At 58.0% G+C, this 13,892-nt stretch carries 15 protein-coding genes; 6 read left to right on the top strand and 9 right to left on the bottom strand.

The genetic code is table 11. The annotated features are described in order from the left end of the window. Positions 1 to 73: 73 nt before the first annotated feature. Positions 74 to 298, bottom strand: coding sequence for a helix-turn-helix transcriptional regulator (locus ACQG2G_RS05800; RefSeq protein ID WP_058650493.1), 225 nt, complete (start codon positions 296 to 298; stop codon positions 74 to 76). 106 nt (positions 299 to 404) lie between these two features. Between ACQG2G_RS05800 and ACQG2G_RS05795 the strand changes: the two genes are divergently transcribed. Next, positions 405 to 671, top strand: coding sequence for a helix-turn-helix domain-containing protein (locus ACQG2G_RS05795; protein ID WP_058650492.1), 267 nt, complete (start codon positions 405 to 407; stop codon positions 669 to 671). Between the two features lie 40 nt (positions 672 to 711). On the opposite strand, the gene ACQG2G_RS05790 is transcribed toward ACQG2G_RS05795, so the two are convergent. Together ACQG2G_RS05790 and mtnA are read right to left on the bottom strand one after the other, a co-directional pair. After that, positions 712 to 1,191, bottom strand: a complete 480-nt coding sequence (locus ACQG2G_RS05790) for an SRPBCC family protein (protein WP_013097615.1) — start codon at positions 1,189 to 1,191, stop codon at positions 712 to 714. A 43-nt stretch (positions 1,192 to 1,234) separates the two neighbouring features. Beyond that, complete coding sequence (gene mtnA / locus ACQG2G_RS05785) at positions 1,235 to 2,251, bottom strand: S-methyl-5-thioribose-1-phosphate isomerase (RefSeq protein ID WP_248766816.1); 1,017 nt, start codon at positions 2,249 to 2,251, stop codon at positions 1,235 to 1,237. Between the two features lie 104 nt (positions 2,252 to 2,355). Between mtnA and mtnK the strand changes: the two genes are divergently transcribed. Next, positions 2,356 to 3,555, top strand: a complete 1,200-nt coding sequence (gene mtnK / locus ACQG2G_RS05780) for an S-methyl-5-thioribose kinase (protein WP_061772145.1) — start codon at positions 2,356 to 2,358, stop codon at positions 3,553 to 3,555. 40 nt (positions 3,556 to 3,595) lie between these two features. Here mtnK and ACQG2G_RS05775 read toward each other — a convergent pair whose 3' ends face one another. The 4 genes from ACQG2G_RS05775 to ACQG2G_RS05760 form a co-directional block, all read right to left on the bottom strand. Continuing rightward, a complete protein-coding gene (locus ACQG2G_RS05775) occupies positions 3,596 to 4,837 on the bottom strand; it encodes an LVIVD repeat-containing protein (protein WP_187443941.1) in 1,242 nt (413 codons plus the stop codon). Positions 4,838 to 4,926: 89 nt separating this feature from the next. Further along, on the bottom strand, positions 4,927 to 5,991 hold the full coding sequence (locus tag ACQG2G_RS05770) for a sugar ABC transporter substrate-binding protein (protein ID WP_058681105.1): 1,065 nt from the start codon (positions 5,989 to 5,991) through the stop codon (positions 4,927 to 4,929). Positions 5,992 to 6,011: 20 nt separating this feature from the next. Continuing rightward, complete coding sequence (locus tag ACQG2G_RS05765; protein WP_013097621.1) at positions 6,012 to 7,007, bottom strand: ABC transporter permease; 996 nt, start codon at positions 7,005 to 7,007, stop codon at positions 6,012 to 6,014. Next, positions 7,004 to 8,506, bottom strand: a complete 1,503-nt coding sequence (locus ACQG2G_RS05760) for a sugar ABC transporter ATP-binding protein (protein ID WP_248766815.1) — start codon at positions 8,504 to 8,506, stop codon at positions 7,004 to 7,006. Before ACQG2G_RS05760 ends, ACQG2G_RS05765 begins: the two co-directional genes overlap by 4 nt. A gap of 159 nt (positions 8,507 to 8,665) precedes the next feature. Between ACQG2G_RS05760 and ACQG2G_RS05755 the strand changes: the two genes are divergently transcribed. From ACQG2G_RS05755 to ACQG2G_RS05740, 4 genes are all read left to right on the top strand, one after another. Further along, entirely contained in the window at positions 8,666 to 9,754 is a 1,089-nt protein-coding gene (locus tag ACQG2G_RS05755) for an oxidoreductase (RefSeq protein ID WP_248766814.1), read from the top strand. Between the two features lie 57 nt (positions 9,755 to 9,811). Next, on the top strand, positions 9,812 to 10,555 hold the full coding sequence (locus tag ACQG2G_RS05750; protein ID WP_013097624.1) for an SDR family NAD(P)-dependent oxidoreductase: 744 nt from the start codon (positions 9,812 to 9,814) through the stop codon (positions 10,553 to 10,555). Between the two features lie 183 nt (positions 10,556 to 10,738). After that, the gene (locus ACQG2G_RS05745) at positions 10,739 to 11,035 is read left to right on the top strand and encodes a type II toxin-antitoxin system RelE family toxin (protein ID WP_045293352.1); all 297 of its coding nucleotides are present in this window, start codon (positions 10,739 to 10,741) and stop codon (positions 11,033 to 11,035) included. Next, a complete protein-coding gene (locus tag ACQG2G_RS05740) occupies positions 11,016 to 11,420 on the top strand; it encodes a helix-turn-helix domain-containing protein (RefSeq protein ID WP_013097626.1) in 405 nt (134 codons plus the stop codon). The genes ACQG2G_RS05745 and ACQG2G_RS05740 overlap by 20 nt, the downstream gene beginning before the upstream one ends. On the opposite strand, the gene ACQG2G_RS05735 is transcribed toward ACQG2G_RS05740, so the two are convergent. Both ACQG2G_RS05735 and cstA read right to left on the bottom strand, forming a co-directional pair. Then, positions 11,417 to 11,614 (bottom strand): YbdD/YjiX family protein, encoded by a 198-nt coding sequence (locus ACQG2G_RS05735; protein WP_013097627.1) that lies wholly within the window; start codon positions 11,612 to 11,614, stop codon positions 11,417 to 11,419. The genes ACQG2G_RS05740 and ACQG2G_RS05735 overlap by 4 nt on opposite strands. A 103-nt stretch (positions 11,615 to 11,717) precedes the next feature. Continuing rightward, positions 11,718 to 13,823, bottom strand: a complete 2,106-nt coding sequence (gene cstA, locus ACQG2G_RS05730; protein WP_057072256.1) for a pyruvate/proton symporter CstA — start codon at positions 13,821 to 13,823, stop codon at positions 11,718 to 11,720. Positions 13,824 to 13,892 lie beyond the last annotated feature (69 nt).

The raw sequence follows: 13,892 nt of genomic DNA, 5'->3' as shown, positions 1-13,892 counted from the left end.
TCTCCCTGTGGGAGAGGGCTGGGGTGAGGGGGAACATACCGCTCTGGTGGTCATTTCTGCAGTCACACATTAATTAAATGCTGGCAATAATCCTCTGCACATCTGCCCCAACCAATTTTGCCAAATGCACAAACTCCACCACATCCAACCTGCGCTCACCACTTTCCACTTTAGCGATAAAAGACTGCGGTTTTCCCAGCGCCTCCGCAAGCTGCGTCTGAGTAATCCCTTTCTCTTTACGTGCCTTCTTCAACGAATTGATAACTCGCTGGTATTCATCTGAATAAACTGAGGCCATTGTTCCGATTCCATACAAATATCCTGAAATCGAATATCCTCCCATTGTCTTTTTATCCCAAAACGGGATAATTGAGCCCGTAACGAACTTACGTAAGGAGGACACAATGCGTGATAAAAACTGGCATCCTGCCGATATCGTTGCCGCGCTAAAGAAACACGGAACAAGCCTGGCAGCCTTGTCACGTAAGGCTGGACTATCATCATCTACACTGGCAAATGCGCTTTCCCGGCCATGGCCTAAAGGGGAATGGCTAATCGCTCAGGCGCTCAACATCTCGCCAGAAGTGATATGGCCGGAAAGGTATTTTGATGAAAAGGGGACACCCATTTTTCGTCAGAGAAGGGCGACAAGAAAACGCCCCCATCTTTAACACTATCACCGTATGCTCCCCCTCACCCCAACCCTCTCCCTCAAGGGAGAGGGGGTCTGAGAGACTTCACATACCCCACCAGCTGATCCAGCACGATCCCCCAGCCTTCATGGAAGCCCATCTGTTCATGCTGCTCACGGATTTCTTTCGTGGGATGGCGCGCAATCGCCGTATAGCGGGTTTTGCCCTCCCCAAGATCTTCCAGCAACAAAATCGCCGTCATAAACGGCTTTTCGGCTGGTTTCCACCCTTCGGTATAGCCGTCGGTAAAGACCAGCTTTTTACCGGGATCGATTTCCAGGAAAACACCTTTATTGTCCATTTTTTGCCCGTCCACGTCGAAAACGGTATTGAACCGTCCACCCACGCGCAGGTCGAGGTCGCATTCGGTCACTTTATGGGGGGCAGGAATAAAGAAGTTTTTGATGTGCTCTGGCGTCGTCCAGCAGAGCCACAGCAGGTCGCGCGGTGCATCCACCACGCGTTCCAGTTTTAAGTCTGTTTCGGGATCGAGCGTCACGATGTTGTCCTCTCAGGGGAACCCCTTACAAGGATAGCCGGACTCAGGCGAATTTCCCCTTTGCTACCGCTTCCGGCGTGACCACGCCCGTATCCAGTACCCAGCCGCTTATCAGCGAGGCTGGGGTGACGTCAAACGCCGGGTTGTAAACCTGCGCATTTTCCGGTGCCCATTGTACCGCGCCGAAGCTTCCCGCCACGCCCGTCACTTCACTGGCCGCGCGCTGCTCAATCGGGATCGCCTCACCGTTCGGGCACGCCGGGTCAAGGGTGGTTTGCGGGGCGGCGACATAGAACGGAATGCCGTGGAATTTCGCCAGCACCGCCAAGGAATAAGTGCCGATTTTGTTCGCCACATCGCCGTTGGCGGCAATACGATCTGCCCCCACCCACACGGCATCTACCTCCCCTTTTGCCATCAGGCTGGCGGCCATGGAGTCGGTAATCAGCTGATACGGCACGCCCAGCTCGCCGAGCTCCCACGCGGTCAGCCTGCCGCCCTGCAGCAGCGGACGGGTTTCATCCACCCAGACATTGCTGACGTTGCCCTCCTGATGTGCGCGAGCAATAACACCCAGCGCAGTGCCGACGCCAGCGGTCGCCAGACCGCCAGTGTTACAGTGGGTCAGCAGGCGGCTACCGGGCTTCACCAGCGCGCTGCCCGCTGTCGCAATGGCGTCACAAAGCTGCCTGTCTTCGTCAATCAGTCGCAGAGCTTCCGTCACCAGCGCCGGAACGAAATCTTCCTGCCAGAGCGCCTGCTTCATGCGGTCGAGATTGTTCATCAGGTTGACCGCCGTCGGGCGGGCAGCGCACAGCGTTTCCAGCGCCAGCGCCAGCTCGTCGCGGCTTTTCCCCTTTTCCGCCAGCAGCGCCAGCAGCAGACTTGCAGAGAGACCAATCAGCGGCGCACCGCGCACCCTAAGGGCGTGAATATGCCCCACCAGCGCCTCAACCGTTGAGGCGTCAAGCCAGCGTTTCTCCTGCGGAAGGGCCTGTTGGTCGAGAATAAAGAGCTGATTATCCGCCACCCGCAGGCTGGTCGTCTGTAATGTCTGCATGTCGTTAATTCCCTGTTGCGTTGTTGTAGCACATTGTGTCAGGATGAAATCCAGATGTATAGACGTCTAAATGTCTTTATTCGCAAATCAGTGAGGAGCAGGCAATGTCGCAATACCGTACCTTTACCGCCCAGGACGCCGTGGAGTATGCCAGGCAGTTTGGCGGCCTTGATAATCCATCATCACTGGTAGAGGCGCAGGAAGTAGGCGACGGCAACCTCAATCTGGTCTTCAAAATTTTCGATGCTCAGGGCGTGAGCCGCATCATCGTAAAACAGGCGCTGCCATACGTTCGCTGCGTCGGAGAGTCCTGGCCGCTGACGCTGGACCGCGCCCGTCTTGAGGCGCAAACGCTGGTGGAGCATTACAAGCACAGCCCGCAGCATACCGTGAAAATTCATCATTTTGACCCGGAACTGGCGGTCATGGTGATGGAAGATCTCTCCGACCATCGCATCTGGCGCGGGGAGCTGATTAAGAATAACGCCTACCCGCAGGCTGCGCGTCAACTGGGGGAGTACCTGGCGCACACGCTGTTCCACACCAGCGATTTTTACCTGCACCCGCACGATAAAAAAGCGCAGGTTGCCCAGTTCATTAACCCGGAGATGTGCGAGATCACTGAAGATCTGTTCTTTAACGATCCGTACCAGATCCACGAGCGCAACAACTATCCGGCAGAGCTGGAAAACGATGTCGCCGCCCTGCGCGATGACACCCAGTTGAAAATTGCCGTGGCCTCCCTGAAGCATCGCTTCTTCTCCCACGCCGAAGCGCTATTGCACGGGGATATCCACAGCGGATCGATTTTCGTGGCCGAGGGCAGTCTTAAAGCAATCGACGCCGAATTCGGTTACTTTGGCCCGATTGGGTTTGACGTGGGTACCGCCATCGGCAACCTTCTGCTGAATTTCTGTGGCCTGCCGGGGCATTTAGGTATCCGCGATGCCGCGGCCGCCCGGGAACAGCGTCTGATCGACATTCAGGCGTTATGGAATACCTTTGCGGAGCGCTTCCAGGCGCTGGCGCACGAGAAAACCCGGGATGCCGCGCTGAGTGCGCCGGGCTATGCCTCTGAATTTTTGAAAAAGGTCTGGAGAGATACCATTGGTTTCTGCGGAACGGAGCTGATCCGCCGCAGTGTGGGGCTGTCTCACGTCGCGGACATCGATACCATTCAGGACGACGCGATGCGTCACGAATGTCTGCGCCACGCCATCACGCTGGGTAAAGCGCTAATTGTGATTGCCGATCGCATCGACAGCGTGGAAGAGCTGGTGGCAAGAGTGCGCCAGTACAGTTGATTTTCTCCCTCTCACTGTGGGTGAGGGCATCAAACCGCATTCACCCCCAATATTCAATCACCGACAACCCGCCGTTATAATCCGTGCTGTAAATAATTCCCTGCGCATCCACAAAAACATCACACGACTGGATCACCTGCGGGCGATTCGGGCGTGTATCCATCATCCTTTCAGGTGCAGCAGGTACCAGCGCCCCCGTTTCCACCGGGCGGTAGGGATTCGAAATGTCATACGCACGTACCCCTGCATTCTGAAAGGTGGCGAAGATCAGCGTGGAGCTGACAAAGCTTCCCGGCCGGTTCTCGTGCAGATTATGCGGGCCGAAATGCGCGCCTTTCGCCACGTAGTCTCTTTCATCCGGCTGCGGGAAGGTGGAGATACTTACCGGGTTCGACGGCTCGCGGATATCAAACAGCCAGATGAGCTTCTCGCCGTCCTCCTGGTTGTCGAGCACCGCTTCGTCGAGCACCACCAGCAGATCGCGGTCCGGCAGCGGCAGCGCGGTATGCGTTCCGCCACCAAACGGCGGGCTCCAGTTGCGGTGGCTAATCAGCTTCGGCTGAGTGCGATCTTTCACATCCAGCAGCGTTAAACCACCGTCACGCCAGCTGCCGTATGCCGTATCCCCGGCGATAATGGCATGATGCAGCGCGTAGCGTTTGCCTTCCGGCCACTCTGGCCGTTCACCTGCGGCCTGGTTCATCCCCGGCAACCACCAGCGCCCTGCCACTTCGGGCTTACGCGGATCGGCCAGGTCGATGGTCAGGAAGATATAATCGGTAAAGCCGTCGATCAGCGCCGACACATAGGCCCAGCGACCGCCGACGTACCAGATGCGGTGAATGCCAATGCCATTTAACGACAGAAAACCGATTTCACGCGGCCTGTCCGGCGTGGAGATATCAAATACGCGCAGCCCGGCGCTCCAGCCTTTGTCCTGCACGTCGCTGACGGTCTCCCCCACCTGACGGGTGTAGTAGACCTTTTCATCGGCAAAGCGGGCATCGGCAAACAGATCCCGGGCGTTAATCACCAGCAGTAAATCGTCGTGTGCCTGCAAATGCACATTCCAGGTGCCGGGCGGCGCAGGTACATAACCCGCCGCTTTCGGGTTTTTCGGGTCGCGCACGTCAACAATCGAAAAGCCCTGCGACACCATATGGCCAATATACGCATAACCGCGGTGCACCATCAGCTGCACGCCGTCCGGGCGACCGCCCTGGTCGCTATGGCCAATCAGCCGCATATTGCGGCTGTATTCAGGGGTGGGTAATGTTGTCACCTTTAGCTCCTGTTGGTTTTCCCCCTCTCCCTGTGGGAGAGGGCCGGGGTGAGGGCATCAGGCTGCACCTGACGCCACCCGGCTTGTTTTTATTTATTTTTCGCTTCCAGCGTCGCAAACCACGGCGCAATAAAGTCTTCGGTCTGTCCCCAGCCCGGAATGATTTTCCCCAGCGACGCCACGTTCACCGCACCCGGCTGGGCGGTCAGCAGCGCCTGCGGGATCGCCGCTGCTTTAAAATCATAGGTTGCAGGCGTCGGCTCTCCGGCAATCTTGTTGGCGATCAGACGCACGTTAGTTGCCCCAATCAGCTTTGGATCCACCGCCACGCTCACTGCCCACGGGCTTCCCGGCTCGCGCATCAGCTGTAAATCCTGGTTGGAGATGTCGATGCTGTAGAGCTTGATTTCAGTGCGGCCATTCTCCTTCAGGGCTTTATACGCCCCCTGGCTGAAGGCGTCCCAAGTGCCCCAGATAGCGTCGATTTTACCTTTCGGGTATTTCGCCAGAATTGCCCCGACCTTGTTGGCGGTATCGCCCTGCACGTCAGACGACACCGCGCCAATAGACTCCAGCTCTTTGATATTCGGATACTGTTTTTGCAGTTCCTTATACGCCGCCTGACGACGCTCCATCGGCGGGAAACCGGCGACCCACAGCTTGACGATATTGGCCTTGCCGTTGAAATCTTTCGCCAGCTGGCCGAAGGAGAGATTCGTCAGGGAGGCATCGTCCTGCTGGGTGACCGTCACACCTGGGATCTCGCCGTTGACGGCGGTATCAAACACCGAAACCTTAATCCCGGCATCCACCGCCTTCTTCACCAGCGCGGTCGCATACGGATCACGCCCCTGAGAGAGAATAATCCCGTCATATTTCTGGCTGATCGCCTGATTCACAAAGTCCTGGAATTTTGCGTCGTCACCGTTGCTTAAAAAGGTGCTGACCTTAAAGCCAAGTTTTTTCCCTTCCTGAATCGCCCCGGCGACAAACTGCGTGGTGTTGTCATCCGAGCCAAGGTTGCGGATCACCGCAATGCGAATGGGGCCGTCGTGGTTGGCAATGGCCGCCGGAACCGGTGCAGGCGTGGCCGCAAAGCCCGGCAGAGAGGTGAGTAACCCAAGAGCCACCAAAGAGAGTGCAATCTTTTTCATTTTTTTATCCCGTTGTGTTGTCAGCGTTTTTGTATGTAAGTAATCGCCAGCGCCACGGCAAGCACCAGCCCTTTTATAATGTCCATGGCGTAATACGGTACGGAGAGCATCACCAGCCCGTTCGACAGCACGCCCAGAATGACCGCCCCCACCAGCGTTCCCAGCGCGTTCGGCTTGCCTGACCCGGCCAGCGAAAAGCCGATCCACGCTGCCGCCACCGCGTCCATCAGATACCCGCCGCCCGCATTCACCTGCGACGACCCAATGCGCGAGGCCAGCAAAATCCCGCCCAGTCCGGCCAGCAGCGAGGCAAGCACGTAGGCCGCAACTTTGTAGCGCGTGGTGCGAATGCCTGAAAGGCGCGCCGCCTCCGGGTTACCGCCGATGGCGTACATACGCCGGCCGTGGGTGGTCAGTGACAATCCCAGCTGTGCCAGTAGGGTCACCGCCAGCATGATGATGACGATGGTCGGCACCTGCCCCAGCAGGCTGAACGCCGCCGGAATGGTTCCTTCCGCCATATCACCGCTCGGCAGCACCATGTTTTCGGTAATCGACCCGCCGTAGCTGTAGGTCATCGCCACGCCCTGAATGACGAACAGGCTGGCAAGCGTCGCGAGCATGTCTGGAATACGCAGAATGACGATCAGAAAGGCGTTAAACAGCCCGACCAGGGTACAGAGCGCAAGGGTGATCACAATCGATTCGGTGGTGCCGAAGCCGTGCCAGACGAAGAGCGAAATCACCAGCGCATTCGCCAGCGAGGCCGTGGAGCCAACGGAGAGATCGAACCCGCCCACGGTGAGTGAAATCGATACGCCAATGGCAATCACCGTGACGATGGCGATCGAGCGCAGAATGTTGATGATGTTGTTTGGGTCGAGGAAGCTGTCCGACGCCAGGCCAAAAACCACCACCAGCGCCACCACGGTGAGCAACATGCCCCACCGGTAGAGAAAATCGAAAATCTGTTGACGGCCAGACGCCGCCGCGGTCACTGAAAGGGCTTTGCTCACGACGCCGTTCCTCCGGTTGAATAATAAAGTAGTGTCTCTTCACGGGCCTCGGCCCCGGGGATTTCCGCCACGATGCGTCCGTCCCAGAGCACGCAGATGCGGTCGCACAGCCCTACCAGTTCGGCAAATTCGCCCGAAGCGTAAATCACCCCTTTGCCCTCGCGGGCCAGACCGTCGATCAGTTGAAACAGATCGGTCTTCGCTTTGACGTCAACGCCCTTGGTCGGCTCGTCAAATATCAGCACGCTGGCGTCATTGCGCAGCCATTTGCCAATAGCAACCTTCTGCTGGTTACCGCCAGAAAGCCGACGTAAAACCTGCCCCGGCCCGCGTGTTCGCACGCCGACGCGGGCTATCACCTCTTCCGCCCAGCGCCACGCCTGACGATGGCCAAAGAGACTCCAGCGCGAAAAGCTGGTATCTGCCGTCACGGCCAGGTTCATGCTCACCGGCTCGTCGATGAAAATCCCCTCCTTGCGCCGCTCCTCCGGTACCAGCGCCAGCCCGCGCAGCACGGAATCGGCCGGATCGCGCGGTTTCCAGGGCTGATGATTGAGCTCGCCACGCTCCACCCGGCTTTTGCTGGCACCAAACAGCGCCTTGCAAAGTTCGGTTTTGCCTGCGCCCGCCAACCCGGCAATGCCGAGGATTTCGCCTTTACGCAGATGCAGGGAGATATCTTTCAGCAATGCGTCGTCGTGCAGTCCCTCCACCCGCAGCAGCGTCTCGTCGCTATGCACAGGACGTGCTGGCGGGTAGATATCGCTCAGCTCGTGGCCGAGCATCTTCTCGACGATCGCTTCGCCGCTGAGATCCGCCATCGGGCCGGTCTCAATCAGCTTGCCATCACGCAGCACCGTTAAGGTGTCACTGATGGCTTTCAGTTCATGAATGCGGTGCGAGATAAACACCACGCCAATGCCCTGCTGCTTTAAACGTCGCACCACCGCGAACAGGCGTTCACTGTCGTGGGCATCCAGCGGTGCGGTAGGTTCATCGAGGATCAAAAAACGGCAGTGATGCGACAGCGCCCGCGCCAGCAGGATCTGCTGTTTTTCAGCCAACGAACAGCTGTCGATGGAACGGCGAACGTCCAGCGTAACGTCGAGCTGCGCCAGCGCCTGCTTCGCCTGTTGACGAATAGCACGCCAGCGGTAGCGATGTCCCGGCTGCGCCAGCTGGTCGAGCATGATGTTTTCAGCGATGCTCAGCCCCGGAACCAGCGCCACGTCCACTTCCTGCTGCACAAGGTGGATCCCCAGCCGTTTGGCATCGAGCGGTTCGCGGATCGTCACCGGCTGGTTATTAATGCAGATCTCCCCCTCATAGCGATCGTGCGTTCCGCACAGCACCGCCATCAGCGTCGATTTCCCTGCGCCGTTAGCCCCGGTCAATGCATGCACCGATCCGCCGTTCAGGGTAAAGTCCACGCGCGACAGCGCCTGAAAGCCGGAAAAGGCCAGGCTGATACCGCGCATCTCAAGGCGACTGGAAACCATCCGCGTAGGATCCTCATTAATAGTTTGATTTATTGAATTTTTCACAGCTCCGGTTGACTGACAACGACAGAAAAGGCATAAGATAAAGCCAAATATTATTAGCCATCCGGATGTCCAGACATAACATCGGGTTAGCGCTTGCTAAAAAAGGACAACACCATGAGCAACACCGATATCCGCGTCGTTCCCGGCCCGGCGAACTACTTTTCTCACCCCGGAAGCCTTGCGCATCTGCATGACTTCTTCACCCCGGAGCAGCTTTCTCGCGCGGTGTGGATCTACGGCGAACGCGCGCTTGAAGGCGCACGTCCCTACCTGCCGGAGAGCTTTGCGGCCCCCGGCGCAAAACACCTGTTGTTCAAAGGCCACTGCAGCGAGCGTGACGTCACCCATCTGGTGAATGAATCCGGCAGCGAGGCGGCCGTGGTGATTGGTGTTGGCGGCGGAGTGGTGATGGATACGGTCAAAGCCGTGGCGCGTCGTTTGGGCGTTCCGTTCGTGGGTATCCCGACCATCGCCGCTACCTGTGCGGCATGGACGCCGCTCTCCGTCTGGTACAACGATGCCGGGCAGGCGCTGCAGTTTGAAATTTTCGACGATGCCAATTTCCTGGTGCTGGTGGAGCCGCAAATCATCCTTAACGCCCCGGCGGAATACCTGCTGGCTGGTATCGGCGATACCCTGGCGAAGTGGTATGAAGCGGTTGTACTCGCACCGCAGCCTGAGCACCTGCCGCTGACCGTACGTCTGGGGATTAACGGCGCGCTGGCTATCCGCGACGTGCTGCTGGAACGCAGCGAGGACGCGCTGGCTGACCAGCAGCGCGGCGAAGCAACGCAGGCATTCAGGGATGTGGTGGATGCCATTATTGCCGGTGGCGGCATGGTCGGTGGCCTCGGCGAACGTTATACACGCGTGGCGGCGGCACATGCGGTGCATAACGGCTTAACCGTCCTGCCGCAGACGGAAAAATACCTGCACGGCACCAAAGTGGCCTACGGCATTCTGGTGCAAAGCGCCCTGCTCGGTCAGGACGACGTGCTGGCGCAGCTTATCACCGCGTATCAGCGCTTTAACCTGCCGACCCGGCTTCGCGAGCTGGAGGTGGATATCAACAACCGTGACGAACTGGACAAGGTCATCAATCACACCCTGCGCCCGGTGGAGTCGATTCACTATTTGCCCGTGGCGCTCACACCTGACGTTCTGCGCGCGGCATTCGAGAAAGTGGAATCCTTCAGCCGTTAAACGCGCCGAGCGACTATACCTAATGATGATTCTCACCACTCTCGCAACGAGGTCATCATGCAGATCGATTTAACAGGTAAGAAAGCGCTGGTCACCGGCGCCAGCCGGGGATTGGGCCGTGCTATCGCGCTGTCGCTGGCACGCGCCGGTGCCGATGTGGTTATCACGTATGAAAAGTCCGTCGATAAAGCCCAGGCCGTGGTCGATGAGATAAGCGCGCTGGGGCGGCACAGTGAGGCGGTTCAGGCCGATAGCGCCAGTGCAGAGGCTATTCAGGACGCGGTCACCCATGCGGCGCGCACCCTCGGCGGGCTGGACATTCTGGTCAATAACGCCGGTATCGCCCGCGGCGGCCCGCTGGAGTCCATGACGCTGGCGGATATCGATGCCCTGATTAACGTCAACATTCGCGGCGTGGTGATCGCCACGCAGGAAGCGCTGGTACACATGTCTGACGGCGGACGCATTATCAATATCGGTAGCTGTCTGGCAAACCGCGTGGCGATGCCGGGTATCTCCGTCTACTCCATGACCAAATCCGCGCTTAACTCCTTCACGCGCGGTCTGGCGCGGGATCTGGGGCCCCGCGGTATTACCGTGAACCTGGTGCATCCCGGCCCGACCAACAGCGATATGAACCCGGAGGACGGCGAACAGGCAGAAGCCCAGCGTCAGATGATTGCCGTCGGTCATTACGGGCAACCGGAAGATATCGCGGCGGCGGTCACCTTCCTCGCCAGCCCGGCCGCCGGACAGATCTCCGGTACAGGGCTGGATGTGGACGGCGGTTTGAACGCCTGATCGCACATTTTCTGCAAGCCTCTGTCGCCCGGCAGAGGCGTTTTCGCACCGCCTCGACGGTTTGCGTTTTGCCGCTTACTTGCATTTGTTCTCCGCTCTACAGTAGCCCATAAGAAATTCGGAATTTATCTAATAGTCTTATTATTTCCTTATATTTTGTGTGGGCGTACAGTGGAGGTACGGATGAAGATTGTCTGGTCCAATGGGGCAAAGAAGGCATTTTTAAAGATTGACGAGCGATATCAGCGTCGCATTGAGTTGAAGCTTGTTGAGCTGGATGACCGCTCGGCTCCCCGGCCCGATATCAAAAAAATATCGGCGACAGAAGATCACTACCGGCTACGCGTTGGCGATTACCGCATCGTCTATACGCTTCGGGACGACCCCGATAACCATTGTTATGTTTTGGCCGTTAAGCGCAGAACATCAACAACTTACCTGCACGAGGAGAAAGCCACCTATGGCTGTTCAGCTAATTAAGGACGATAACGGAAAAACGCAGTACGTGGTTATTCCCTATGATGAATATTTTCGTATGTGCCTGCAGATGGCGGAAATCGACGACGAAACCGACGACGATCTGGAGGATATTGAAGTCGAACACGATGAGCTGGATGACGTTGAACTTCCAGGTGAGGTTTGCAGCATCATGACCTGGCAGAACGTCAGCCTGCAGGCCGCCTGGCGCATCCTGCGCGGCATGTCCCAGCAGGAGGTGGCAGAGAAACTCGGCATCACCCAGTCTGCCGTATCACAGCTGGAAGCGCTGGACTCCCGTCCGCAAAAGCGCACCCGTGAAAAGCTGGCGGCGATCTACGGCTGTAAACAGGAACAGATCAGCCTCTATTTACCGAAAGAGGGTTAACAGCACTTCGCCCCGCCCTTGCCGCCGTAACGGGCGTCCTGGCGATCGCGGAAAAATTCGTCGTAGGTCATTGGCGTCTGGTCCGGATGGTTGACGCGCATATGCTCGACGTAGTTGTCGTAGTCCGGCACGCCAATCATCATTTTGGCGGCCTGGCCTAAGTATTTGCCTGCTTTCGAAAGGGTGTCGAACATAAGTCATTTCTCGTTTGTTTCCCTCACCCCGGCCCTCTCCCAAAGGGAGAGGGAGGATAAGAAATGTAGGCCGGGTAAGCGCTAGCGCCACCCGGCACACAGGTTAATGCGCCCCTTTGGCCTGGGTGACAATCTCTTCCAGGTTCTCAGGCATCGGTTCATACGGTGTCTCTTTCGCTGTCGGCTTGTCTTCTTTCAGCGCCGCCAGCGCGGTCTTCAGAGAATACAACGCCAGTACCACGACCACCACCATAAAGAAGATGGTCAGCCCGGCATCCAGACGGTTGTTAAACACCAGCTGCGACAGCTGTGATTCCGTATACTGCGCCGGGATTTTACCGCTGTCGATCATCGCCTGGAACTTATTGGCAATCGCCAGGAAGCCCACTTTATTGTCCGGGCTGAAGGCTTTCTGCCAGCCCGCCGTCAGGGTACAAATCAGCAGCCAGGCGGTAGGCAGCAGCGCCACCCAGGCATAACGCTGGCGCTTCATCTTGAACAGCACCACCGCACACAGCATCAGCGCCATCCCTGCCAGCATCTGGTTAGCGATACCGAACAGCGGCCACAGCGTGTTAATACCGCCAAGCGGATCCACCACGCCCTGATGCAGAAAGTACCCCCACGCCAGCACGCACAAGGCCGTTGCCAGCAGGTTCGCCGGGAGCGAATCGGTACGCTTCAGGTTCGGGGAGATCACGCCCAGCAGATCCTGCAGCATAAAGCGCGCCGCACGCGTCCCCGCATCCACCGCCGTCAGAATAAACAGCGCTTCAAAGAGAATGGCGAAGTGATACCAGAACGAGACATCCATCAGCCCGCCCAGCGCACCGTGAAGGATGTAGGCCATGCCCACCGCCAGCGTAGGCGCGCCACCCGCGCGGGAGATAATCGACTGCTCACCCACTTCACTGGCGATACTCGATAACGTATCCGGGGTAATGGCAAAGCCCCAGCCGCTTACCACCTGTGCTGCGGATGCCACCACGTCGGCGGTGCCCGCCGGAGCCAGAACCGCCATCGGGCTGTTCATCGCGAAGTAGACGCCCGGGTCGATAATGCAGGCAGAGACCAGCGCCATGATCGCCACGAAGGACTCCATCAGCATGCCGCCGTAGCCAATCAGGCAGGCCTGATTTTCATTCGCCAGCATCTTCGGCGTGGTCCCGGAGGCAATCAGCGCGTGGAAGCCAGACACCGCACCACAGGCGATGGTAATAAACAGGAACGGGAACAAGTTACCGGTCCAGACCGGGCCCGTACCGTCAACGAATTTGGTTAACGCTGGCATGGTCAGCGTCGGGCGCATGATCAAAATACCGATAGCCAGCCCGACGATGGTGCCAATTTTCAGGAACGTGGAAAGGTAATCACGCGGGGCCAGCAGCAGCCACACCGGCAGCACCGCGGCCACAAACCCGTACCCCACCAGCATCCAGGTCAGCTGTACGCCGGTAAAGTCGAAGAACGGTGCCCAGGTTGGGCTCTCTGCCACCCAGCCGCCGGAGATAATGGCGAACACCAGCAGCACCAGACCAATCACCGACACCTCACCAATACGTCCCGGACGCAGGTAGCGAATGTAGATCCCCATAAAAATGGCCAGCGGAATGGTGAACGCGACGGTGTAAGTCCCCCACGGACTGTGGGTCAGCGCTTTCACCACAATCATCGCCAGCACCGCAAGGATGATCACCATGATCATAAAGGTCGCCACCAGCGCAATCACCCCGGCCGTCGCGCCCATCTCCTCTTTCACCAGCTCGCCAAGCGAACGGCCGTCGCGACGGGTGGAGACGAACAGCACCATAAAGTCCTGTACGGCCCCCGCCAGCACCACGCCGGCAAGGATCCAGATCATCCCCGGCAGATAGCCCATCTGCGCCGCCAGCACCGGCCCCACCAGCGGGCCTGCCCCGGCAATCGCCGCAAAGTGGTGACCGAACAGCACTTTCTTATCGGTCGGAACGTAGTCCAGCCCGTCGTTATGACGAACGGCGGGCGTCATGCGCGTGCCGTCAACCGCCAGCACCGTTTTGGCGATATAGCGACCATAAAAACGATACGCGATCAGATAAATGCAGACGGAGGCAACGACAATCCAGAGCGCATTGATCTGTTCCCCCCGGTTGAGGGCGATATAGCCCAGGGCAAAAGCTCCCACAACGGAAAGCAGTGCCCATGTAAGATATTTCCCTGAGTTGTTCATAGTTGTTGTCCGTTGTTGTGGAACAGTGAGATGTTACATTTTGTTTCTAGAACAACGCGTAAAATTTAA

Origin of the sequence: Enterobacter cloacae complex sp. 382A5 (genome assembly GCF_050031095.1) — a bacterium.
GTDB lineage: Bacteria > Pseudomonadota > Gammaproteobacteria > Enterobacterales > Enterobacteriaceae > Enterobacter > Enterobacter cloacae.
This window is presented reverse-complemented; position numbering and strand designations above follow the sequence as displayed.

What these genes read in the sequence shown, in the direction of transcription:
- ACQG2G_RS05800 (WP_058650493.1), bottom strand. Translation starts at nt 298, where the DNA reads ATGGCCTCAGTTTATTCAGATGAATACCAGCGAGTTATCAATTCGTTG.
- ACQG2G_RS05795 (WP_058650492.1), top strand. Translation starts at nt 405, where the DNA reads ATGCGTGATAAAAACTGGCATCCTGCCGATATCGTTGCCGCGCTAAAG.
- mtnA (WP_248766816.1), bottom strand. Translation starts at nt 2,251, where the DNA reads ATGCAGACATTACAGACGACCAGCCTGCGGGTGGCGGATAATCAGCTC.
- mtnK (WP_061772145.1), top strand. Translation starts at nt 2,356, where the DNA reads ATGTCGCAATACCGTACCTTTACCGCCCAGGACGCCGTGGAGTATGCC.
- ACQG2G_RS05770 (WP_058681105.1), bottom strand. Translation starts at nt 5,991, where the DNA reads ATGAAAAAGATTGCACTCTCTTTGGTGGCTCTTGGGTTACTCACCTCT.
- ACQG2G_RS05760 (WP_248766815.1), bottom strand. Translation starts at nt 8,506, where the DNA reads ATGGTTTCCAGTCGCCTTGAGATGCGCGGTATCAGCCTGGCCTTTTCC.
- ACQG2G_RS05755 (WP_248766814.1), top strand. Translation starts at nt 8,666, where the DNA reads ATGAGCAACACCGATATCCGCGTCGTTCCCGGCCCGGCGAACTACTTT.
- ACQG2G_RS05750 (WP_013097624.1), top strand. Translation starts at nt 9,812, where the DNA reads ATGCAGATCGATTTAACAGGTAAGAAAGCGCTGGTCACCGGCGCCAGC.
- ACQG2G_RS05745 (WP_045293352.1), top strand. Translation starts at nt 10,739, where the DNA reads ATGAAGATTGTCTGGTCCAATGGGGCAAAGAAGGCATTTTTAAAGATT.
- ACQG2G_RS05740 (WP_013097626.1), top strand. Translation starts at nt 11,016, where the DNA reads ATGGCTGTTCAGCTAATTAAGGACGATAACGGAAAAACGCAGTACGTG.
- ACQG2G_RS05735 (WP_013097627.1), bottom strand. Translation starts at nt 11,614, where the DNA reads ATGTTCGACACCCTTTCGAAAGCAGGCAAATACTTAGGCCAGGCCGCC.
- cstA (WP_057072256.1), bottom strand. Translation starts at nt 13,823, where the DNA reads ATGAACAACTCAGGGAAATATCTTACATGGGCACTGCTTTCCGTTGTG.